Origin of the sequence: Pseudomonas sp. FeS53a, from assembly GCF_000931385.1 — a bacterium.
Taxonomy (GTDB): domain Bacteria; phylum Pseudomonadota; class Gammaproteobacteria; order Pseudomonadales; family Pseudomonadaceae; genus Metapseudomonas; species Metapseudomonas otitidis.
The window spans coordinates 35047-57469 of record NZ_JYFT01000075.1; the positions used below are offsets into that span (position 1 = coordinate 35047).

The window sequence follows — 22423 nt, forward strand, 5'->3', positions numbered from 1 at the left end:
GCCCTCGTGGCCGTCCGGCGCTGTGCGTTCAGGGGGCGGCGGCTCAGCGACCGCCGGCCACCATCAAGGCGCTGGCGCGGTAGTCCTTCGGCGAGCGCTCGAAGTGCTTCTTGAACGAGCGGCTGAAATGCGCCGAGTCGGTGAAGCCCCATTTGTAGGCGATGGCAGTGATGGATTCGCTGCGCAGGGTCGGGTTGGCCAGGTCGGCGGCACTGCGCTGCAGGCGCGAACGCTGGATGTAGCGGCAGACGCTGTCGCCCTGCTCCTCGAACAGCCGGTAGAGGTGGCGCACGGAAATGTTCAGGCGATTGGCCAACCCCAGCGGCGTCAGGTTGGGCTGGGACAGGGAGTCGTCGATCAGCTTCTGCACATGGCTGCGCAGGCTGGCGCCGTGCAGGGGCTCGCTGCTCGGCAGCTCCTCGTCGGACTGGGCCATGGCCGGTGCCAGCAGCGAGATGAAGGCGCTCTGCATGGCCTCGCGCTCACCCGCCTCGCCCGGCCCCTCGCCCTCGCGGCAGAGCTGGTCCATCAGCAGGTGCAGCATCTTGCCGCTGGAGCAACCGGAGGGGATCTTGCCGAAGGTGCGCTGCTTCACCACCTGCTCCACCTCGCGGCGCGGCAGGGACAGCGAGCAATGCTCGATCAGGCCGAAGGGGGTGATCTCGCAGGAGCCCACCGAATCCATCAGCAGCATCTCGCCGGGGGCGAGGTGGATGGCCACGCCGTCCTGGCTGATCTGCGAATGCCCGCTGCGCTGGCTCACCAGGAAGCAGTGCTGGTCGTTGTCGTGGTCGGCCTTGTTCGACGAGCGGGCAATGAGCCCGGCATTGGTGCGCAGGTGCGCCATCGTGAGGCCGGAATGATCACGCAGCGAGATGTCGCCGATGAACAGCGAGCGGTTGAAGGCGATCTGGGTTTCGAACTTCCCGCAGATGGCTTGCAGCGCGGCTTTCCAGCCATCCAGACCGTCTTGGGCGGCGAGAGCGGCGTTCATAGGCACCTCCATTGGGGTGGCTGTCTTGTTGTTGTCAGCGAATAGTTAACATGTTATCGATGAAGGCGCAACAGCGGCTCAACGCCACGTCCTGTGCAGGTTTGGTGCCAGTCGATGTTGGCCCGTTCAGGGGGCTCCCAGCCGGGGGAGCGTGAACGGCACCTGCCGTTGGGAAGACGCGCCATGGAGAGCCGGAACGCCCCTACAACGCCTTCGGCTCGCCTGACAAAAACACCTGTTACGTTACTTATATTGCTTATATATTGAGTGGCGTCGGGATGAATGAGATCCAGTGGACACGGAAGGCCGTCAAGCAACTCCGCAAGATCACCCCCAACGACCAGCGGCGTCTCTATGACGCGGTCCAGGCACTGGCTTTCATGCCGGACGTGCAAAACGTCAAGGCGCTCGTCCATCACGCGTACGGCTACAGGCTGCGCGTCGGCCACTACCGGGTGTTGTTCGACTGGGACGGCGGCATCCAGATCGTGAGTATCGAAGAGGTCAAGAAGCGCGATGAACACACCTACTGATATGCAGATCATCAACGACGCCGAGGGCAAGCCAGCCTTCGTTGTCATTCCCTATGCCCAGTACATCGCCAGCCACCCGCAAGCCGACCGGGTGCCCAACGAGGTGGTGGGCCACATGGTGAAGGACGGGCTGACGCCGATTGCTGCCTGGCGCCGTCACCTGGGTCTCTCCCAGGCAGAAATCGCCGCCCGGATCGGGATCAGCCAACCGGCCTACGCGCAGCAGGAGCAAGCCAGCAGGCCACGCAAGGCCACCCGGGAGAAAATCGCCAGGGCGCTCGGTATCGCGCCGTCACTGCTCGACCTCTGAATGCAAAAGCCCCGGCGCGATGGCCGGGGCTCTTCTGGATCACGTCAACCGCCTCAGCGGGTCAGTACCGCGAGGCCGATCACCAGCAGCACGATCCCGCCGGCGATCAACAGTGCCGGCACTCCCGAGCGGGTCTTGCGCGGGGCGCGGCCCTGGCGGTTGCCGGGTACGCCCTGCCCTCCCCGGCCCTTCGAGCGGGCGCTGCCGACGGGCTTGCCGCCCTTGAGCTTGTGCGATGCCATGACTCACTCCTTGTTGAATGCACGAACGCCACGACCCTAGCACCCGCCCGGCGCCCACTCCAGCCAACCGTTTGCCGCCACCGCCGGGGCCGGCATAATCGCCGCTCTTGCCTCCAGCCAGGGAACCGCTCGGATGCCCAGCAAAGCCCCCATCACCCGCGCCTACTGCGTCCAGCTGGACGAGGTGCTGTCCATCGCCGAAGCCCGGCGGGCGTACTTCTCCCTGCCGGAGCCGCGCAGCCGCTTCGACTTCCTCTGCTCCAACCCCGCCTGCCGCGCGCTGGGCACCAAGGTGACGGCGGCCAACTACGACAAGCAGCCGAACGAGACCTACAAGGCCGCCCACTTCCGCGAGAACCCCCACTCGCCCCATGCCCCCGACTGCGAGTGGATGCGCACCGAGGAGGAAGACGCCGAAGGCCGCCTGCCCGGCGAGAGCGAAGCCGAGGCCCGGCTGCGCCAGGCGCGGCGCAAGCTGCACGACTACATCGACGTGTTCGAGCCCCTGGCCGAGCGCCCCGCGGCCGGCCAGGAGCCTGCTGCAGCCACCAAGCCCGCACCGAACCCCGCCCCTGCCAAGCCGCAGGAAGGCGCCGGCACGCCCCGCCAGCGCGCCTCCGCCAACCAGCGCACCAGCAGCCTGGAGCGCCTGGTGGAGTGCTACCGGCAGGCACGGCTGGAGCTGTCCGACGAGGACTTCAAGGCCATGCGCCTGCGGGTGGTGGGTGAAGGCGAGATGCCCCTCGCCGCTTACTTCAAGGCCATCCGCTACGCCCGGCTGGGCAATGCCAACCGCGTGCTGCAGGGCGGTGCCTTGCTGGTGGACCGCTACGGCAGCGGCTTCAAGCTGAAGTTCTACGACCGCATCGACAACAAGCCGGTGTTCCTCTACATCGCCAAGGAGCAGATGGACGCCTACCGCTTCCGGGGCTACCTCGACAGCCTGCTACGGGAAGAGGTGGACTACTTCCGCGTATTCGCCATGGGCGAGCTGGCGCTGTCCCCCAGCGGCAAGAGCATCGACCTGAAGGTGGCGGACCTGCGCCAGCTGGTGCTTATACCGGGCATGAAGAAGAAGGCCTCCACGCCGGAGGCCTGAGCCGGCCCTCAATGCTGCGCCAGCAGCCGCGTCAGTGCCTGCAACGCATCCAGCAGCAGGGCCCGCTGCGGCCCATCGAGGCGGATGTAGCGACGGAAGGCCGGCATGCGGTTGACCACCTCGCTGGCCCCCATGTGCTCCAGGCGCACCTGCCAGGTGCTGCCCGTGCGTTCCAGCTCCAGGCGCTTGAAGTCCAGCGGCATCAGCGCCGCCTTCAGCGCCGGGTCGCTTTCCAGCGCGTGCACCAGCGCCTCCAGCGTCTCGCCCTGGCCCGCCATGCGGCGGATCGCCAGCCCCTCGCGACGCACCAGCCCGGTGTGGCGCAGCGCCAACCGCGCGGGGCCCTCCTCGCGGGACGGCACGCAGAGGGAGAACTCCACCAGCACCAGGTGCATCAGCAGCTCGGACTGGGTGCGTTCGCGGGCCTCGAACGGCACCCCGTCCGCCGTCACGAAGCGCGCCAGGCCGGGGCCCAGCGGCTCGCAGTCCAGCCCGGCCAGGTCGCGCCGCAGGTGGGCCAGGGTTACCCCCGGGCGGTAGCCCGAGGGTGCGCGGTTCCAGCCCAGCCGGTCAGACAGCCTTTGCAACATGGCCCGGGAACTCCGCAGGGTGAATGCCCGGCTCGTGGCTGAACTCCTTCGCCAGGATCTCCTCCACCGGCACCGGGCGGAACGGGTTCACCCGCTGCACCACCAGGGTCCAGAACAGCGCGTAGGCGGCGGTCAGGCTGAGCATCACGGCAAAGGGCACGTAGACATCGCTGCGGCTCATGCCCGGCGGGGCGATGAACCACAGGCCGATGAGGATGCCGACGCTGGAGACGATCTGCGGCAGCGGGAAGAACGGCGAGCGGTAGGCACGCGGCAGGTCAGGCCGACGCAGGCGCAGCAGCACCACCGAGATCGTCACCAGCAGATAGGCCGTGCCCCAGGCACAGACCGCCGCGAGGATCAGCGGCACGATGTTGTCGGCGTTGCCACCCAGGTAGGCCGCGTGGGCGCAGGGAATCAGCATCGCCACGGCAATGCACAGCACCGGGGTCTTGAAGCGCGGGTGCAGGTAGGCGAAGACCTTCGGCAGCGCGCCATCCACCGCCATGCCATAGAGGATGCGCGGCACGCCGGCCATCAGGGTGTTGATGGTGGCCGCCCCGGCGAAGAGGAAGCCGATGCCCAGCCAGATCGGCCCGATGTCGCCCATCACCTGCTGGGCGAACTGCGGAATGGCCATCGGCGTATCCAGCAGGTGCACGCCGGTGGCTTCGTCCAGCAGCACGTTCTCCACCTGGCGCTTCATCGCCGCGCCGTAGATGAACATGCACGAGGCCACGCCACACAGGCCCAGGGCCATGGCACGGGGCATGGTGCGGGCGGAGTTGCGCAGGTCCGGCGCCAGCGGGGTGACGAACTCGCAGCCGACGAACATGAACATCGCCATGCCCACCAGGGACAGCACGGTGACCACATCGGTACCCACCAGGGAGGCGCCGAACCAGCCATCCAGCTCGACCGCCGGCGCGGCCAGCACCCCGAGCACGCCGAACACCATCAGCGTGGTCCACATGCCGAAGGTGAGGATCACCTCGGCCTTGCCGAACACGCTGACACCGAAGGCATTGAGGATGCCGAACACCACCACGAAGCCCACGCCCAAAAGCCAGGAACCGCCTGCCGACTCGGCCAGGGTGTTGAGGTGCTCGAAGTTCACCAGCGCCATCACCCCGGAGAGGATGGTTTCGGCGGTGCCGGCGAACACGTGGACGATCAGGTAGGCCGCGATGGTGCCGGTGATGGCGAAGAAGCGCCCCATGCCGCAGGAGATGTAGTCGTACACCGAGCCGGTGGTGGGGATCATCGACGCGGCTTCGGCGAAGGTGGTGGACTGCGCCAGCATCATCACCAGGGCGATCAGCATGGCGATGGCGAAGGCGCTGCCGCCGATGCCGAAGCCCATGGTGGCGGTGAGGATGACCGGGCTGGCCATGATCAGGCCGATGGTACTGGCCAGGGCCGTCGGGAAGCCGACCGAGCCTCGGCTCAGGTGCACGCTGAGCTGTTCATTGAGCGACATGGTGGGTGGACCTCGGAGTCTGTTGTTCTGATTTGTCGTGACACCGGCCTGGCCAGAGCATGAAGGCAACCCCCGTTCCCCTATCAGCCATTCGGCGCATCGCCAGGCCCGTCTGTCGCCCCCACCGGGCTGCGCGAAACCGGCGCAACGGTGCAGGGTCCGGGTCACTTTGCCCCCGCCCCGCGCCAGCGTCTTGYCCCTGCCTGCCGCCCCTCTTGTAGCTGGCTGACATCCGCCAGGCCACGTCCGGCGCGGTCAAGCGCCTGGCAGGGACGGACAAGACGGCCCAGCCCCATCGGCGCACAAATGCCCCCGCCGTCGCCCCCCGCCACGGCATGCCAACCCACCACGGGGCCGACGCCCCGGACGCACAACACCACGCAAGGGAGACACACCATGGGGCACCCGATCCGACTGCACAGGCTGGCACAGGCCATCGCCCTGGGCGCGGCCCTGCTCGCCGCCAGCCAGGGCGCGCGCGCCTACGAGTTCTACGCCGATGAGGACACCCACCTGAACGCCGACCTGCTGGCCGTCTACGGCATGATGAACAGCCGCAAGAACTACGACGGCACCTCCGGCGGCTCCACCTGGCGCGAGGGCTTCATCAAGTACGGCGTCAGCGGCACCCAGGGCCTGGCCGGCAACGGCACCCTCTACGGCGCCCTCAACTGGGTCAGCTCGGCCACCTGGGGCGACGGCGACCCGGCGGGCAACACCCTCGGCCGCGAGCGCACCACCAAGATCGAAGACGCCAACCTGGGCTGGCGCTCCGCCGACCTGGTGCCGGTGCTGGGCGAGGACGGCATCGACGTCTCCTTCGGCCGCCAGGTGGTCAAGCTGGGCACCGGCTTCCTGATCAACGACGACGGCCCCAACCTCGGCCAGGGCCCGGCCGACGGCGCCCTCGACCGCGGCGGCGCCTACTACATCGCCGCCCGCCATGCCTTCGACCGCACCGCCGTGCTGCGCCTGGGCGGCCAGGACGGCCTGCACGGCAGCGTGCTCTGGCTCAAATCCGACAACCGCGCCCAGGCCGAGACCGAGCTGGCCGCCGGCACCCTCGACTACACCGGCAAGGCCGGCACCCTGGGGCTGACCTGGATCCACGGCCTCGACGTCACCGACCAGTGGGCCAGCGACTTCCAGAAGCAGCGCGAAGGCATGGACATCTACAGCCTGCGCGGCGAAGGCGATGCCGGCATCGAGAACGCCAGCTTCGGCTTTGAATACGCCTGGCAGGACAAGGACGCCGGCCGCGAAACCGCCTGGTACACCGAGGCCGGCTACACCTTCGCCGACGTCGCCTGGGCGCCCAAGCTCACCTACCGCTACAGCCGCTATTCCCAGGACTGGGACTCGATGTTCAACGGCTTCTCCAGCGGCTACGGCACCTGGTTCCAGGGCGAAGTGGCCTCCAACTACGCCGGCCCGTTCAACCGCAACACCGGCATCCACCATGTCGGCCTGAAGGCCAAGCCCCTGGAGAACCTCACCCTCGGCGTCCTGTACTTCGACTTCAACACCCTGGACCGCCGCGAGCAGCTCAACCTCGACGGCCGCGAGCTGGACCTGTACCTGGAGTGGGCGGTCAACGACCACCTGCTGATCAGCCCCCTGGTCGGCCTCTACCGACCCGACCGTGACGAAACCAGCGGCGGCAACCAGGTCGGCGGCAACGGCACCAACGTCTACAGCCAGCTGACCCTGGCCGTGATGTTCTGAGGAAACGGCGCGGAGCGTGCCAGCCGCTCCGCGCCCCTTTATGGCGGGAATCCGCCATCAAAAAGACCGAATATGGCGGTTTTCCGCCACAGCACATCCCACCCCTGACGCACAGCCCAGCCTCCCCGCGCCTTCCCGTCCCGCCACCCCCTGGCACATCCCTTGCTCCACCTGAGGCCGCGAGCCAACAAGAACGACAGTCAAGCCGCGCCCTTTGCACCACCTCCAACCCCGGGGATGGCGCCTAGACTCTCTTGTTGTCTCCAATGGAATGATGGAACGACCGTTCCAACCCAGAACAACAAGAGGATGCATCTGATGTTCAAACCTGCTCTGAAAGCCCTCGCCTGTGCGCTCGCACTGGGCGCCGCCGGTCTGGCCCATGCGGCCGACCCCATCGTCATCAAGTTCTCCCACGTCGTCGCCGAGCACACGCCCAAGGGCCAGGGTGCGCTGCTGTTCAAGAAGCTCGCGGAAGAGCGTCTGGCCGGCAAGGTGAAGGTCGAGGTCTACCCCAACTCGTCGCTGTTCGGCGACGGCAAGGAAATGGAAGCGCTGCTGCTGGGCGACGTGCAGATGATCGCCCCGTCCCTGGCCAAGTTCGAGCAGTACACCAAGCAGGTGCAGCTGTTCGACCTGCCCTTCCTGTTCAACGACATCCAGGCCGTTGACCGCTTCCAGCACAGCCCCGAAGGGCAGAAGCTGCTCAAGTCCATGGAGAGCAAGAACATCACCGGCCTGGGCTACTGGCACAACGGCATGAAGCAGCTCTCGGCCAACAAGCCGCTGCGCGAGCCCAAGGACGCCCGCGGCCTGAAGTTCCGCGTACAGGCCTCCGCCGTGCTGGAAGAGCAGTTCAAGGCCGTGCGCGCCAACCCGCGCAAGATGAGCTTCGCCGAGGTCTACCAGGGCCTGCAGACCGGCGTGGTGAATGGTGCCGAGAACCCCTGGTCGAACATCTACTCGCAGAAGATGCACGAGGTGCAGAAGTACATCACCGAGTCCAACCACGGCGTGCTGGACTACATGCTGATCACCAACACCCAGTTCTGGAACGGCCTGCCAGCTGATGTCCGCAGCGAGCTGGAGAAGATCACCGTCGAAGTCACCGAAGAGGTGAACAAGCAGGCCGAAGCCCTCAACCAGGGCGACAAGCAGCGCATCATCGACGCCAAGACCAGCGAGATCATCGAACTCACCCCCGAGCAGCGCAACGCATGGCGCGAAGCCATGAAGCCGGTGTGGAAGAAGTTCGAAGCCGAGATCGGCCCCGACCTGATCAAGGCCGCCGAGGCCGCCAACCAGGCCCCGTAAGACCACCACGGGTGCGGGCCGCAAGGCCCCGCATCCGTCGTCCTTCCTGCCATCGGGAGAATCTCCATGAACGCCCTCCGGCGCGTCTGGGACCACTTCGAGGAGGCCTTCATCGCCTTCCTCCTGGCGGCCATGACGCTGGTGACCTTCGTCTACGTCATCCTCAACAACCTCTACACCCTCTTCTACAACCTGGCGGACCGTTGGGAGTCGGCCAGCGAAACCCTGTTCGGCATCGGCGACTCCATCCTCGCCATGGCCCAGGCCATGACCTGGAGCAACTCGCTGACCAAGGCCCTGTTCGCCTGGCTGATCTTCTTCGGCCTCGCCTACGGCGTGCGCACCGCCGGCCACATCGGCGTGGACGCCGTGGTCAAGCTGTTCCCCCGTCCGGCCCAGCGCATCATCGGCATCCTCGCCTGCCTGTGCTGCCTGGCCTATGCCGGGCTGATGGGCACCGCCAGCTTCGAATGGGTGCAGACCCTGTTCACCGCCGGCATCGGCGCCGAAGACCTGGGCCACTACGGCATCCAGCAATGGCACATCGGCCTGATCCTGCCCCTGGGCTTCGCCCTGGTGTTCATCCGCTTTGCCGAAGTCCTCGTGCGCATCCTGCAGGGCCGCCAGACCGGCCTCGGCCTCGCGGATGAAGCCGCCGAAGCGGTCAAGCTCTCCGAGCACGACGACAGCCCGCACAAGGAAGACTCGAAATGACCGTCCTGTTCCTGTTCTTCCTGCTGTTCCTGCTCATGTTCATGGGCGTGCCCATCGGCGTGTCCCTGGGCCTGGCCGGCTCCGTGACCATCATGCTGTTCAGCCCGGACTCGGTGCGCTCGCTGGCCATCAAGCTGTTCGAGACCTCCGAGCACTACACCCTGCTGGCGATCCCGTTCTTCCTGCTGGCCGGCGCCTTCATGACCACCGGCGGCGTCGCGCGCCGGCTGATCGACTTCGCCAACGCCTGCGTCGGCCACATCCGTGGCGGCCTGGCCATCGCCGCCGTCATGGCCTGCATGCTGTTCGCCGCACTCTCCGGCTCCAGCCCCGCCACCGTCGCCGCCGTGGGCTCCATCGCCATCGCCGGCATGGTGCGCTCGGGCTACCCGCAGTCGTTCGGCGCCGGAATCGTCTGCAACGCCGGCACCCTGGGCATCCTCATCCCGCCGTCGATCGTCATGGTGGTCTACGCTGCCGCCACCGAGACCTCGGTGGGCAAGCTGTTCATGGCCGGCGTCGTGCCCGGCATCATGCTCGGCGTGGTGCTGATGATCGCCATCTACATCGTCGCGGTGAAGAAGAACCTCCCCGCCCTGCCCCGCGCCACCTTCCGCGAATGGCTGACCGCTGCCCGTCGTGCCATCTGGGGCCTGCTGCTGATGGTGATCATCCTCGGCGGCATCTACTCGGGCATGTTCACCCCCACCGAGGCGGCCGCCGTGGCAGCGGTGTACTCGGCGTTCATCGCGCTGTTCGTCTACAAGGACATGACCTTCCGCGAAGTGCCGAAGGTGCTGCTGGAGTCGGGCAAGCTGTCGATCATGCTGATGTTCATCATCGCCAACGCCATGCTCTTCGCCCACGTGCTGACCACCGAGCAGCTGCCGCAGCAGATCACTGCCTGGGTGCTGGATGCCGGCCTGACGCCGGTGACCTTCCTGCTGGTGGTGAACATCGTGCTGCTGATCGCCGGGGCGTTCATGGAACCGTCGGCGATCATCCTGATCCTCGCGCCCATCCTGTTCCCCATCGCCATGAAGCTGGGCATCGACCCGATCCACCTCGGCATCATCATGGTGGTGAACCTGGAGATCGGCCTGGTGACGCCACCAGTGGGGCTCAACCTGTTCGTCACCTCCGCGGTGACCGGCATGCCGCTGACCCAGACCATCCGCGCCGCCATGCCGTGGCTGCTGATCCTGCTCGGCTTCCTCGTGCTGGTGACCTACGTCCCCTGGATCTCCCTGGTCCTGCCCAACTGGATCGGCATGAACTGATCCCCGAGAAAGCCCGGCCCTGCCGGGCTTTCTGCGTTCAGGGCGCGCGATCTTCCAGCGCCAGCACCATCGGCTGGCACACCAGGCCACGCTGCTCGAACACCTCCCCCGTGCAGGTGAAACCGAAGCGCCGATAAGCCTCCACCGAGGTCAGCGAGGCATTCACCGTCAGCCCCTCGGCCAGCACCGCCGGCACCACGGCTTGCACCAGCGCCCGGCCGATGCCCTGCCCCTGGCAGCCCGGGTCGACGAACAGCATCGACAGGTGCCGCTGCTCACGCAGCTCCACCACCCCGACCACCCGCCCCGCGTGCTCGGCCACCCACAACCGATTGCCCCCGGCCTGCCGCGCCGCGAACGCCTCGGGCTGCGCCAGCGCCTCGAAAGTGGCCACCCCTTCCGCCCCCAGTGTCGGCGCCACCCGGCCACGGAACGCCGCCAGGCACACCGCACTCGCAGCCGGCAAATCATCGGAACGGGCAACACGCACGAGGGCCATGGTCATCATCCTTGGGGTTATCGATCCGGCCCACTACCCTACGCGGAGCTTCAAGGCAGTGGACGCTCACATCTCCTTGCCGAACACCACAATGGCCTGCCTGAGAATGCCCGGCTCGCGCCAGCGGCGACGGAACCGGGATATGAGCATATGCGGAACAGCATCATTGGCCAGGAGGAGCTTGTTTGCCCGAATGCCGGCGAGCGGAGAAAAGTGCGCCCCTGACGAGGTCGCGTAGAACAAGATTACGCAGGCGCCTTGCATGAACAACTTATGCAACGTCACCAACGAAACAGCAGGATAGGTGCACTCCAACGCAGAGTATGAAAGCAGCTCCCCTGGTTGCTTATCGTCATCCGGCTGAGTGTGAAACCTGACCCTCAGGCCAAAGGAAACGAGTGCCTCCGCCAAGCAAACGGTGTAACACCCCTCTTCAGGGGTGTAGCGGCACCGCTTGATGATTTCCTCAGCGGGGACCTCCACTCCATGGCGTTTCAACACCATCCAGACAGCCAACGGCCCACAGGGTCCGGACAGCGCCCGAATCTCTTCCGGTGCCTCGTATGCGCTTGGATACATCAATAACGCTCCTTTCCCATAGTTCCCCCGGCACTACCAAACGCGAACTATACGGAACCCTTCGTAGGATGCGGTGAGCTCGGCGAACCGCATCACCGTGCCTACAAACCCGCAGGCGAAAAAAAGCCGCCGGTGACCAACACGGCGGCACAAAAACTGAAAAACGGAGCGCTGATGAAGTAAAGCCTGCCGCCCACGAGCGGCAGGCTCACTATCGCCCAGCCGCCGCAGGCTGGCTTGACCCTGCGTGCCAGTGCTGTTGCCGCTGGGTGACGGGGCGCCCCCCCCTTGCACGCAGGGTCATGTGCGCCTGGCAGGCAGAGTCAAGCCGGGCCACAGCGGGGTTCGTAAGCTGGGGAACGCCCTTTCCGGGCCATCCCTGAACTGCCTCGAACCCGGAGCCGCCCGTGAGCCACGCACTGATTCCCACCCTGCCCGCCGTCGACGCCTTCGTCGCCCGCCACCACGCCTCGTTCATCGACGGCGCCCAGCAGCAACCCTCCCAGGGCACCCTGCGGCCGATCCACAACCCCGCCAGCGGCGAGGTGCTGGCACAGACCGTCCAGGCCGACCTGGACCAGGTGGATGCCGCCGTGCAGTCCGCCCGCGCTGCCTTCCGCTCCGGCGCCTGGAACCGCCTGGCCCCGGCCGAGCGCGAGCGGGTGCTGCTGCGCTTCGCCGACCTGGTGGAGGCCCACGGCGAGGAACTGGCCCAGCTGGAAACCCTCAACCAGGGCAAATCCATCCACCTGGCCCGCGCGGTGGAAGTGGGCGCCTCGGTGAACTACATGCGCTACATGGCCGGCTGGGCCACCAAGATCGAAGGCCAGACCCTCGACGTGTCTATCCCCGTGCCCGCCGGTGCGCGCTTCAACGCCTACACCCGCCGCGAGCCGGCCGGGGTGGTGGCCGGCATCGTGCCGTGGAACTTCCCGATGATGATCGCCCTGTGGAAGGTGGTGCCGGCGCTGGCCTGCGGCTGCACCATCGTCATCAAGCCGGCGGACGAGACCCCGCTGACCGCCCTGCGCCTGGCCGAACTGGCGCTCCAGGCCGGGGTGCCGGCCGGGGTGTTCAACGTGCTGGTGGGCGGGGCCGACGCCGGTGCCGCCCTGGTGGCCCACCCGCTGGTGAACAAGGTGTCCTTCACCGGCTCCACCGCCGTCGGCCGCAAGGTCGGCCACGCGGCGCTGGACAACCTGACCCGCTTCACCCTCGAACTGGGCGGCAAGAACCCCATGCTGGTGCTGCCCGATGCCGACATCGACCAGGCCGTGGCCGGCGCTATCGGCGGCGGCCTGCTCAACCAGGGGCAGGTGTGCGCGGCGGCCTCGCGCCTGTACGTGCATGCCAGCCGCTACGACGCCTTCGTCGAGGCGCTCTGTGCCGGCGTCGCCGGCATGAAGGTCGGCCCCGGCCTGGACCCGGAGGCGCAGATCAACGCACTGGTCTCGCGCCGCCACCAGCAGCACGTCCTGCATCACCTGGGCCAGGCCCGGGAACAGGGCGCGCGGGTCTGCATCGGCGGCGGCCAGCCGGACCTGCCGGGCTTCTTCGTCGAGCCCACCGTGCTGGCCAACGTCAGCCAGTCCATGACCCCGGCCCGTGAGGAAATCTTCGGCCCGGTGCTGTCGGTGCTGCCCTGGACCGACCTGGACCAGGCCGTGGAGATGGTCAACGACAGCCCCTACGGCCTGGCCGCGAGCATCTGGAGCAACGACCTGGGCCGGGTGATGGACCTCATCCCGCGCATCGAGGCCGGCACCGTCTGGGTCAACAACCACGTCCCGGTGGACCCCAACCTGCCCTTCGGCGGCTACAAGCACTCCGGCATCGGCCGCGAGTTCGGCCGCGCCGCCATCGAAGGCTTCACCGAGCTGAAGTCGGTGTGCATCACCTACTGATGCCCACGGGCCGCCCTCCCGGGCGGCCCATGCCTCACCCCCGCAGCCAGAGGAGCCAGCCCAGCAGCCAGCGCCAGGCGGCCGGCGCCTCCGCCGGCAGCGCGCCACTGGCCTCGGCATGGCGCAGCGCCCAGGCACGGGCCTGGCGACCGTCCCGCAGTGGGCTCCCGCGTCGGCGATAGACCTCCACTGCCAGCAAGCCCATGGCAGGCAGATGGCCCCCCTCGGCGGCCTGCAACAGGTGGTATTCGGCGGCCGCCCAATCGAGGGGTTCGCTGAGCAGTTCCAGCTCGCCACAGAACCCGTGCAAGGCGCTGATCACCGCCGCGTCACCGGCGTCGCCGGGGTGCTCCAGGTAATTCCAGGCGTGCTGCCGGGCCTCCAGCCACAGGCGCTCGGCGGCGGCTTGGTCGTCCTCGGCCGAGGCCTGCTCGGCCAGCAGTTCCACCAACGCCCGGGTGGCGGCGCCATGGCCGTCGGCGGCCGCGATGCGCCAGTGCTCACGGGCGGCGTCCAGGTCCACCGCTGTGCCCTGCCCCTCACGGTGGCAGCGCCCCAGCAGGTAGCGCCCCTCGTGGTGCAGCGCCTGGGTCGCGCCGGTCACCGCAACCAGGTAATCGGCCGCCGCCAGGGCCCGCGCGCCATCCACCGGGCCCGCAGCCGGCTCCAGCCACAGGCGCGCCTCCAGGGCCGAGGCCTCGAAGCCTTCGTCCAGCTCAGGCTCCGACGCCCGCACCCGGGCCACCCAGTCACGGGCCGCCGGCAGGGCGTCATCACCGCCCGCGCCTTGCAGCGCCAGGCGCGTCAGTTGCAACCAGGCGCCCGCGCTCGGCGTGCCCGTGCCGCCGTCCAGTGCACAAGCCCGGCGGGCCCAGGCGTAGGCCTCCGTGGGGGAAGCGGCCAGGCGCGACAGGGCCAACGCGGCCTGCAGGTCGCCGGCCAGGTAGCGCGCCTGCCAGGCCGCCTGGGCACTCTGCCGGGGCTGGCCGGGGCGGACGAAACAGGGCTGTGCCTGCCCCGCCTCCCAGGCCTCGGCCGGTACGTCCTGCCCACGGCTCCAGGCCTCGAGCAGCTGTTCGCGGGTGTCGTCGTCCAGCCGTGGCAGCCAGAACGATTGGCCCGCCAGGGCGCTGAAGCAGCCCTCCAGCGCAGGTTCGCCCGTTTCCCGCCACAGGCGCAGGCCCAGGCTGAAGCCCTCGGGGCCGTCGAGGCGTTCGAAGGTCAGCAGCAGCGGCTGGTCCGGCAGCTCCAGCACCTCGACCCCGGCGTGCCAGCCGGGCAGCGCGGGCTCGCCACGGGCCAGGCTCCAAAGCTGCTGGCGGTCCTGCTCATCGGTTCGCTTCAGCCAGCGCTGGTTGCCGTTGCCCAGGGTTTCCACCAGCCCCGGCGACGGCGGCACCCACTGCCGTTCGCGTTCGTCGATCACCGCGCACCCCTGCTGGTCGCGCACACGGATCAGCAGCCGCGGCGCGCCGGGCTCGCCACCGCCCTCGGCGATCCACGCCGCCAGGCTGCCGTCCGGCTCCGGCGCACTGCGCCAGGGGTCGACCGGCAACGGCGCGGCCCCCTGGCCGAGCCCCAGCGGTTCGATCTCCGTGTAGCGCGGGGCCACGTGCCAGTCGCCCAGCGCCGGCAGCAGGCCGTGCAGGCCGTTGCGGGTCACCCGGTAGATGCCCTCGGCCTGCAGAGGGTGCTGGTAGGGCTCGTAGCAGTCCACCTCGTCCCATTCGCAGGGCACCGCCTCGCGGCCGTCGATGCCGACCCAGCCCTGGCGGCCATCCCGCCCTACGCGCCAGCCGCGATGGTCATGCTCCTGCCGCCACTCCACCTGGTCGTAGCAGCAGGCCAGGCGCTCCTGGCCCTGCTCGTCCAGCAGGCCCCAGCGGCCGTCCGCCATCACCCAGGCCAGGCCCGGGGCATCGAAGGCGAGCGTGCCACCGAAGGGCCGTGTGTCCTGGTAACGGGGCGGCACCCGCCACTGACTGTCGAGGTCGAGGAAGCCGTAGTGCGCACCCTCCCGGGCCCGCAGCAGCTCGTCAGTCTCCCGGCGCAGCTCGTGGAAGCGCGGCGGCAGCCGCCACTGGCCGCTGGGAATGTGCATCAGCCCCAGCAGGCCGCCCTGGCTGGCCACCATGTGGTCGTCACAGGCGCTGTCCACCACCGCGTCGAATTGCGGGGCCAGCAGCAGCTCCACCGCCGGTTCGATCTGCAGCACACCCCACAGCGCGCCCTGGCGTACCCAGACGCGGATGAAGCTGTGGCTGTCCGGCAGGATGGCGTCCCAGCGCGGGGCCTCGTGCCAGGTGCCGTCCGCCTGGTTGACCAGGCCCCAGCGATCGTCCTGGGCGTGGGCCCGGTAGCGGTGCTCCCACCAGGGGTCATGTTCCACCGGCTCACAGGGCGGCAGCGCCGGGAAGGGGTGCTCCAACGCGGCGAACCCATCCAGTTGCCCCAGGGCCTCGAACCAGGGGTGGCGCAGGGTGCCGAAGCCGAACCCACGGTGCCACTCGCCCAGTTCCTCGAAATCCATCACGCCGGTGAGGCGGTGCAGGTCCGCCGAGCCATCGGCCAGGGCCTGGAGCCGGTCATCGGCATTCCAGCGCCAGAAGCCGCTGCGCGAGGGAGCGTTGCGGTCGAACGGCCCGGAAACGGCATCCAGGTCACCCTGCAGCCAGGCCGTGCCCTGGTCCTCGGCTGCCGTCCGCAACCACGCCTCCACCGCCGCCAGGCACAGGCCCAGGGCGGGCACGCGGTAGAACTGCGGGTGTGCCTGCAGCCACTCGCCCAACCGCTGCCAGTTGGCCAGGGCCTGTTCCAGCGATACCCGCAGGCCAATGACCGGCACCTGGTAGCCGGCCGTGGCCGGGGTGACGGCCGGCACCTCGCGGGCACCGCCCAGCAGCACCAGCCACAACGCCGGGACCTCGCCACAGAAAGCCACGCAGCGCGGCGGCGCCTCGTCCTGCCCGAGGTGCAACCAGGCGCCCGAGGCCGCCTCCCATGCCATGCCCTGCTCCATGCCGTCACCCCTCCTGAGGGCCTGCGAAAAAACGCGCAATGATGGCGCGGCGCAGGCAGCGCCACCAGAGCGGCGCCCCTGGAAATGCGAAGGCGTCGAAGCTTCGCAACTTCGGCGGTTTTCCTGCTGGCCAGGACCGCACTATCATCGCGCCGTGGCTATGGGCGTCCTTCCTTCTACCTCTGAAACTAGGGTGCCCGCTTTCCACACCGCCCACCGCCTGGTGGGCTTTTCATTTCCAGGAGCTGATGTGAACGGACTCTTCCTGCGGCGCAGCCGTCGTTTCGTACTGGAGCCCGGGGCCGGCGGTGCCAGCCCGAGGGACGTGGTGATGGTGCAGCAGGAGGTGGAGAACCTCGGTTTCGTGCTCGACGAGCCCCTGGTGGAGCGGCTGGCCACCCAGTCCACGGCGCAACTGGCCGAGGTGCTGGTGGAACTGCGCACCACCCTGGCCGCGCTCACCGGTGCCCACCGGCAGTACCGGCCCCTGTTCCCCGAGTTCCCCCGCAGCGTGCGCCAGGTGCCCGAGTACGCGCTGTACCAGCGCGCGGTGCAGCACTACCTGACCCTGCTTCGCGAACACCCGGCCACACAGGACGCCCCCGTGCCGTTGCTGCACGGCCGCGCGCCCCGGCTGATCCGCCTGGGCAGCGTGGCCGAGCGCGAGGCGATCTTCACCCGCCTGGCCGCCTCCAGCAGCTCGCTGTCGGTGGAGGACCGGGACGACCTGCGCACCTTCGTCAGCGTCTATGGCGAGGGGGTGATGCGGCTGCTGCCGGCAAGCATCCCGTTCAAGGAAAACCTCGCGCTGATCGCCGCGCTGCTGCTGCGCCATGGGCCGTTCGATGGCGCCGAGGCCTTTGCCCGGGCCCAGCTGCGCACCGCCACCGATGTGCTGCGCCTGGCCGCGTGCCTGTGCGAGGGCGATGCCTCCCTGGCCCAGGCCTGCCGCTTCAAGGGCCTTGCACGGCGCGAGCGGCGCCTGCTGCTGGGACTGCTGGAAGCCTGCCCGGCGCCGGTGGAAGACATGCTGCGCTGGAAGGAACGCTGGAAGCGCCTGGGCGAAGCCCTGCACCCCGGCCAGTGGCGCGAGCGTTTCCCCCAGGCCTGGGACGCCTTCCAGGTGCTGCGTGAAGACCGCCCCTTCGAAGGGTTCAACAGCCGCGTCGAACAGGCCCTGGCGGCAGGCCACAGCGCCGACGCCACCCGCCTGCTGCGCACCCGCCCCGGTGAGCTGGCCCGCCGCCTGGACCACCTGCTGCGCAGCGGCGACCAACCCGAGGACGTCCTCGCCACCTTCGCCCGTGTGGCCGAACAGGTGTCCACCGCTGTGCTGCTGCAGGCCCTGGCGCATTTCCAGCACCGCGGCCAGGCCGCGCTGCGCACCTTCTTCCCCAAGGGCGACGCCGCCCGCGCCTGGTGCACGCCGGAGCAACGCCCGGCGCTGCCGGGCACGCTGCGCACCCAGGTCATCGCGCACCTGCGCGCGGCCCTGGTGGCGCGCTTCGCCACACGCCCTCCGCTGGGCCGCTGCTACCTGGATCCGGCGCTGGCGGACCTGAAGGTGCCGCTGGCCCAGCGCTCGGCCGCCAAGGCACTGCGCACCCTGGTGCGCGGCAGCCGCCTGCCGCTGCCGGACACCCGCTTCATCCGCCTGTTCCTCTGGTGGACCAACGGCCGCGAGCGCACCGACATCGACCTCTCGGCAGCCTTCTTCGACGGCGGCTTCGGCTACCGCGACGTGGTGTCCTTCTACAACCTGCGCCACTACGGCGGGCACCACAGCGGCGACATCGTCGACGCCCCGAAAGGCGCAGCGGAATTCATCGACCTGGACCTGGAGCTGCTGCGCACACGCGGCATCCGCTTCGTGGTCACCTGCATCAACAGCTACACCCGGCAGCCCTATTGCGACCTGCCGGAGTGCTTCGCCGGCTGGATGGCCCGTGACCAGGTGAACTCCGGCGAGCCCTTCGAGGCACGCACCGTGGAAGACCGCCTGGACCTGGCCAGCGACCAGCAGACCTGCCTGCCCTTCATCCTCGACCTGGAGGCACGGCAGGTGATCTGGACCGACATCGGCCTGGGTGGCTACCCGCGCTGGAACAACGTGGCCAACAACCTCAGCGGCATCGCCCTGATGCTCCGGGCCATGAGCGACCTGGCCACGCCGGACCTCCACACCCTGTTCGAGCTGCACGCCGAGGCCCGTGGCAGCGAGGTGGACGACCCCGCCGAGGCCGACCTGCGCTTCGGACCCGACGGCGACATCGACCCGCTGGACCTCGACCGCATCCGCGCCGAGTTCCTCTGAGGCGCGCCCCATCCGGGGCGTGCACGGCCCTTTCACACATTTTTCAGTCCGCTTAAGCCAGGTTTCAGATAAGGGGTTCAGGCTGTGTCCATCTCCCGCCACCCGGACCCTTGCCATGAACAGACTCCTCACCACCTCCGGCCTCGCCAGCGCCCTGCTGGTCTCGGGCATCGCCCAGGCCCGCGAAGTCACCCTGCAGGCCGACCTCACCGACTACAGCGGTAACGACGCCTACCTCGCGGTCTACCTCACCAATGCCCAGGGCCAGTACCAGCAGACCCTCTGGGTCGCCGGGAAGAAGGCCAAGTACTACCGCCACCTCACCGACTGGGCACGCGGCAGCGGGCTCAAGGCCAGCGAATTCGACGGGCTGACCGGCGCCAGCGTCGGCAGCGGCGGCACCCTCAAAATCAGCGCCGAGGTGGCGGACAACCTGATCGACGCCGGCTACCAGATCCGTATCGACAGCGCCGTGGAAGACCACCGTGACGTGCGCGCCGACGTGGTGGTGCCGCTGACCCGCGACGGCGCCGGCAAGCCGGTGAGCGGCAACGGCTACGTGCAATCCCTGCGCTACGACCTCTGACCGGAGGGCACCCCCATGCTGCGCAAGACCCACGCCCTGCCCGGCCTGTTCGCCGCCCTGCTGGTGATGCTGATGGCCCTCAGCGGCGCCCTGCTGGCCCTGTCCCCGGTGCTGGACCAGGCCAGCGTGCCCCGCGCCGAGGCCCCCGTGAGCGTCGCCCAGTTGGCCGGCCAGGTGAGCGAGCGCTTCCCCGACGTCGAACAGCTGCGCCAGCTGCCCTCCGGCACGCTGGTGGTGCACTACCGCCGCGACGGGCAGGCCCTGGCCGAACGGGTCGACCCGCAGACCGGCGCCAGCCTCGGTGCCTACGCCCCGTCGCCCTTCTGGCGCTGGGTGCGTGAACTGCACCGGGCGCTGCTGCTGGGCACGCCCGGCCACGCCGGCGCCGCCCTGGGCGCCCTGGCCATGCTGGTGCTGAGCCTCTCCGGCGCCTGGCTGCTGGCCCGACGCATGGGCGGCTGGCGACGCCTGTTCGCCCCGCTCAAGGGCAGCCTGATGCAGCGCTGGCACCTGCAGGTGGCGCGCGCCTCCCTGCCGGTGCTGCTGCTCACCGCCTGCACCGGGCTGTACCTGGCGGCGGGCACCTTCGGCCTGGTGGACGACGGCAGCGGGGCGGAGCCGCCCTACCCCGAGCTGCAGGCCGATGCCCGCCCCGCTCCGGTGGCCGAGCTCGGTGCCCTGCAGACGCTGCCCCTGGCGCAGCTGCGCGAGCTGACCTTCCCCAGCCCCGACAACCCCGGTGAGCCCTACGGCCTGAGCACCCGCGACGGCGAAGGCTACGTCGACCCGGCCAGCGGCCAGTGGCTCGGCTTCCAGCCCTACAACACGGCCCACCAGGCCTATGAATGGGCCTGGCGCCTGCACACCGGCGAAGGGCTCGGCTGGCTGGCCGCCGTCCTCGGCCTGGCGGCCCTGGGCGTACCGCTGATGACCCTCAGCGGCGTGCAGATGTGGTGGCGCCGGCGCAGCGACCGGGTGCGGCTGGACGACAACCACGCGGCCGAAGACGCCGACTGCGTGGTGCTGGTGGGCAGCGAGCACCACAGCACCTGGGGCTTCGCCCGCACCCTGGCCGAGGCCCTGGCGAGCGCCGGGCACCGCGTCCACTGCGCACCGATGAACGACCTCGCGCCCCACTACCCCCTGGCCCGCCAGCTGCTGGTGCTGACCGCCACCCACGGCGACGGCGCAGCGCCGGCATCCGCCTCGCGCTTCCTCGAACGCCTGGCCCGTGATGGGCTGCAGGCCGACCTGCCGGTGGCCGTGCTGGGCTTCGGCGACCGACAGTTCCCGCGCTTCTGTGCCTACGCCGAGGCGGTGGATGCCGCGCTGCTGGCCCAAGGCGCCCGGCCGCTGCTGCCGCTGGAGCGCATCGACCGCCAGTCGCCGCAGGCCTTCCACCGCTGGGGCCTGGCCCTGGGCGAGGCCCTGGGGCACCCGCTGCAGCTGGAGCACCAGCCCAGCGCCCCCGCCAGCCAACCGCTGGAACTGATGGAACGCCGGGTCTACGGCGAACAGGTGAACGCGCCCACCCAGGTGCTGCGCTTCCGCGCGCCTTCCGGCAGCGCCGCCCTGCCCGCCTTCGAGGCCGGCGACCTGGTGGGCATCGTCCCGCCCGGCAGCGCGATGCCGCGCTTCTACTCCCTGGCCAGTGGCGCCGAAGACGGCGTGCTGGAGATCTGCGTGCGCCGGCACGAAGACGGGCTGTGCTCCAGCCTGCTGCACAGGCTGCCCATCGGCGGGCAGGTGCAGGCCTTCATCCAGCCGAACCCGCAGTTCCGACCCGCCAGCGGGCGTCACCCGGTGATCCTCATCGGCGCCGGCACCGGCATCGGCCCGCTCACCGGCTTCATCCGCAACAACCGCGAGCAGCACCCGATGCACCTGTACTGGGGCGGTCGCCACCCTGCGTCGGACTTCCTCTATGAAGACGAACTGCGCGGCTACCTGGCCGACCAGCGCCTGACCCGGCTGTGCGCGGCCTTCTCCCAGCACGCCGAGCGCCAGCACGTGCAGGACCGCCTGCTGGGCGACGCACCGGTGCTGCGCCAACTGCTGGCCCAGGGTGCCCAGGTGCTGGTGTGCGGCGGCCGCGACATGGCCCAGGGCGTGATGCATGCGCTGGACCGCGTGCTGGCCCCGCTGGGCCTGGATGTGAACCACCTCAAGGCACAGGGGCGCTACCGTGAAGACGTCTACTGATACCCCGCCCCGGGTGCGCGCGACCCTCAGCGGGCCGACCATGGGCAGCCGCTTCACCGCGCTGTTCTACACCGAGCCGGGACGCGACCTGGAGCCCATCCGCCAGGCCCTGGCCGAGGCGGTGGAGCGCGTGGAGCAGCAGATGTCGCTGTGGCGGCCCGACTCCGAACTGAGCCGGCTCAACGCTGCCCCGCTGGACACCTGGCTGCCGCTGTCCCCGGCGCTGCTGCGGGTGGTGGATGCCGGCCTCAACGTCGGCCTGCTCTCCGCCGGGGCCTTCGACATCAGCCTCGGTGCGCCCGTCCAGGCCTGGGGCTTCGGCCCGCCCGGCACGGCCACGGCGGGCGCGCTCGCGCACCCGCACCGGCGCGGCGCCCTGGAGCTGGACCGCGCCGGCAGCCGGCTGCGCAAGCACCACCCGCTGGCGCTGGACCTCAACGGCATCGCCAAGGGCCATGGGGTCGATCGCCTGGCGGAGACCCTGGACGGCTTCGGCATCCCGGCCTACCTGGTGGGCATCGACGGCGAGATGCGCGCCCGTGGCTGCAAGCCCGACGGGCAGCCCTGGGCCGTGGCCCTGGAGCAACCGCTGCACGGCCGCCGCGAGGTGCGCGGGGTGGTGGAATTGCAGGACGCGGCCATCGCCACCTCCGGTGACTACCGTCACTGGGTCGAGCAGGACGGCGAGCGCCTCGCCCACACCTTCGACCCGGCCACGGGGGCGCCCCTGCGCAATCCGCTGGCTTCGGTCAGCGTGATCGCGGCCAGTTGCATGCTGGCCGATGCCTGGGCCACCGCGCTGATGGTCAGCGGCCCCGAGCACGGGCCGAAGCTGGCGCAGGCGCGGGGACTGGAGGCGATCTTCCTGATCCGGGAAGGTGGTGGGGTGCGGGAGGTGACCGTGTTCGAGGGGCGGATCGAGGCGGGTGATGCCGCACCTTCTGAGCCCGGCACCGCTTCGTAGTGCCCATCGGATTGGCTCCCCTCTTCCCTATCCCCTGACGGCAGGGCGCCGGGCCTCACGGATCAGCGAGTGGCT

At 69.3% G+C, this 22423-nt stretch carries 19 protein-coding genes; 12 read left to right on the forward strand and 7 right to left on the reverse strand.

The window, feature by feature from the left end; all coding sequences use genetic code 11:
• Positions 1 to 43: 43 nt before the first annotated feature.
• The gene (gene feaR, locus SZ55_RS22860) at positions 44 to 994 is read right to left on the reverse strand and encodes a transcriptional regulator FeaR (protein WP_044412177.1); all 951 of its coding nucleotides are present in this window, start codon (positions 992 to 994) and stop codon (positions 44 to 46) included.
• Between the two features lie 278 nt (positions 995 to 1272).
• On the opposite strand from feaR, the gene SZ55_RS22865 reads away from it, so the two are divergent.
• Both SZ55_RS22865 and SZ55_RS22870 read left to right on the forward strand, forming a co-directional pair.
• Positions 1273 to 1527 (forward strand): type II toxin-antitoxin system RelE family toxin, encoded by a 255-nt coding sequence (locus tag SZ55_RS22865; RefSeq protein WP_044412180.1) that lies wholly within the window; start codon positions 1273 to 1275, stop codon positions 1525 to 1527.
• Positions 1511 to 1837 carry a helix-turn-helix domain-containing protein gene (locus SZ55_RS22870; RefSeq protein WP_044412182.1) on the forward strand — a complete coding sequence of 109 codons (327 nt, stop codon included), beginning with the start codon at positions 1511 to 1513 and terminating at the stop codon, positions 1835 to 1837. Before SZ55_RS22865 ends, SZ55_RS22870 begins: the two co-directional genes overlap by 17 nt.
• A gap of 53 nt (positions 1838 to 1890) precedes the next feature.
• Here the strand turns inward: SZ55_RS22870 and SZ55_RS22875 are convergent, their stop codons facing one another.
• Positions 1891 to 2079 (reverse strand): hypothetical protein, encoded by a 189-nt coding sequence (locus SZ55_RS22875; RefSeq protein ID WP_044412184.1) that lies wholly within the window; start codon positions 2077 to 2079, stop codon positions 1891 to 1893.
• A gap of 133 nt (positions 2080 to 2212) precedes the next feature.
• On the opposite strand from SZ55_RS22875, the gene SZ55_RS22880 reads away from it, so the two are divergent.
• A complete protein-coding gene (locus SZ55_RS22880) occupies positions 2213 to 3178 on the forward strand; it encodes a hypothetical protein (RefSeq protein WP_044412187.1) in 966 nt (321 codons plus the stop codon).
• A gap of 8 nt (positions 3179 to 3186) precedes the next feature.
• Here SZ55_RS22880 and SZ55_RS22885 read toward each other — a convergent pair whose 3' ends face one another.
• Positions 3187 to 3768, reverse strand: a complete 582-nt coding sequence (locus SZ55_RS22885) for a DUF3156 family protein (RefSeq protein ID WP_044412188.1) — start codon at positions 3766 to 3768, stop codon at positions 3187 to 3189.
• Positions 3749 to 5248, reverse strand: a complete 1500-nt coding sequence (locus tag SZ55_RS22890) for an APC family permease (protein WP_044412191.1) — start codon at positions 5246 to 5248, stop codon at positions 3749 to 3751. Before SZ55_RS22890 ends, SZ55_RS22885 begins: the two co-directional genes overlap by 20 nt.
• Positions 5249 to 5644: 396 nt before the next feature.
• Between SZ55_RS22890 and SZ55_RS22895 the strand changes: the two genes are divergently transcribed.
• The 4 genes from SZ55_RS22895 (at position 5645) to dctM (ending at position 10281) form a co-directional block, all read left to right on the forward strand.
• Positions 5645 to 6973 carry a hypothetical protein gene (locus SZ55_RS22895; RefSeq protein ID WP_044412194.1) on the forward strand — a complete coding sequence of 443 codons (1329 nt, stop codon included), beginning with the start codon at positions 5645 to 5647 and terminating at the stop codon, positions 6971 to 6973.
• 318 nt (positions 6974 to 7291) lie between these two features.
• Positions 7292 to 8287, forward strand: a complete 996-nt coding sequence (dctP, locus tag SZ55_RS22900) for a C4-dicarboxylate TRAP substrate-binding protein DctP (protein ID WP_044412197.1) — start codon at positions 7292 to 7294, stop codon at positions 8285 to 8287.
• A 66-nt stretch (positions 8288 to 8353) separates the two neighbouring features.
• Positions 8354 to 9001, forward strand: coding sequence for a TRAP transporter small permease (locus tag SZ55_RS22905; protein WP_044412200.1), 648 nt, complete (start codon positions 8354 to 8356; stop codon positions 8999 to 9001).
• On the forward strand, positions 8998 to 10281 hold the full coding sequence (dctM, locus tag SZ55_RS22910; protein ID WP_044412203.1) for a C4-dicarboxylate TRAP transporter large permease protein DctM: 1284 nt from the start codon (positions 8998 to 9000) through the stop codon (positions 10279 to 10281). Before SZ55_RS22905 ends, dctM begins: the two co-directional genes overlap by 4 nt.
• 37 nt (positions 10282 to 10318) lie before the next feature.
• On the opposite strand, the gene SZ55_RS22915 is transcribed toward dctM, so the two are convergent.
• Both SZ55_RS22915 and SZ55_RS27195 read right to left on the reverse strand, forming a co-directional pair.
• Positions 10319 to 10780: a GNAT family N-acetyltransferase gene (locus SZ55_RS22915; protein ID WP_044412206.1), complete on the reverse strand. Its 462-nt coding sequence runs from the start codon at positions 10778 to 10780 to the stop codon at positions 10319 to 10321.
• Positions 10781 to 10846: 66 nt separating this feature from the next.
• Positions 10847 to 11359, reverse strand: coding sequence for a hypothetical protein (locus tag SZ55_RS27195; protein ID WP_052807651.1), 513 nt, complete (start codon positions 11357 to 11359; stop codon positions 10847 to 10849).
• 407 nt (positions 11360 to 11766) lie between these two features.
• Between SZ55_RS27195 and SZ55_RS22925 the strand changes: the two genes are divergently transcribed.
• A complete protein-coding gene (locus tag SZ55_RS22925) occupies positions 11767 to 13263 on the forward strand; it encodes an aldehyde dehydrogenase family protein (RefSeq protein ID WP_044412209.1) in 1497 nt (498 codons plus the stop codon).
• Between the two features lie 34 nt (positions 13264 to 13297).
• Here the strand turns inward: SZ55_RS22925 and SZ55_RS28840 are convergent, their stop codons facing one another.
• Positions 13298 to 16270, reverse strand: a complete 2973-nt coding sequence (locus tag SZ55_RS28840; protein WP_152644538.1) for a WG repeat-containing protein — start codon at positions 16268 to 16270, stop codon at positions 13298 to 13300.
• A 262-nt stretch (positions 16271 to 16532) separates the two neighbouring features.
• On the opposite strand from SZ55_RS28840, the gene SZ55_RS22935 reads away from it, so the two are divergent.
• The 4 genes from SZ55_RS22935 to SZ55_RS22950 all read left to right on the forward strand — a co-directional run bounded on the left by SZ55_RS22935 (position 16533) and on the right by SZ55_RS22950 (position 22348).
• Complete coding sequence (locus SZ55_RS22935; protein WP_044412215.1) at positions 16533 to 18596, forward strand: TerD family protein; 2064 nt, start codon at positions 16533 to 16535, stop codon at positions 18594 to 18596.
• A gap of 115 nt (positions 18597 to 18711) precedes the next feature.
• Positions 18712 to 19182: a DUF2271 domain-containing protein gene (locus tag SZ55_RS22940; protein ID WP_044412218.1), complete on the forward strand. Its 471-nt coding sequence runs from the start codon at positions 18712 to 18714 to the stop codon at positions 19180 to 19182.
• Positions 19183 to 19197: 15 nt separating this feature from the next.
• Positions 19198 to 21384, forward strand: a complete 2187-nt coding sequence (locus tag SZ55_RS22945) for a PepSY domain-containing protein (RefSeq protein WP_044412221.1) — start codon at positions 19198 to 19200, stop codon at positions 21382 to 21384.
• Positions 21368 to 22348 (forward strand): FAD:protein FMN transferase, encoded by a 981-nt coding sequence (locus SZ55_RS22950; protein WP_044412223.1) that lies wholly within the window; start codon positions 21368 to 21370, stop codon positions 22346 to 22348. Before SZ55_RS22945 ends, SZ55_RS22950 begins: the two co-directional genes overlap by 17 nt.
• Positions 22349 to 22423 lie beyond the last annotated feature (75 nt).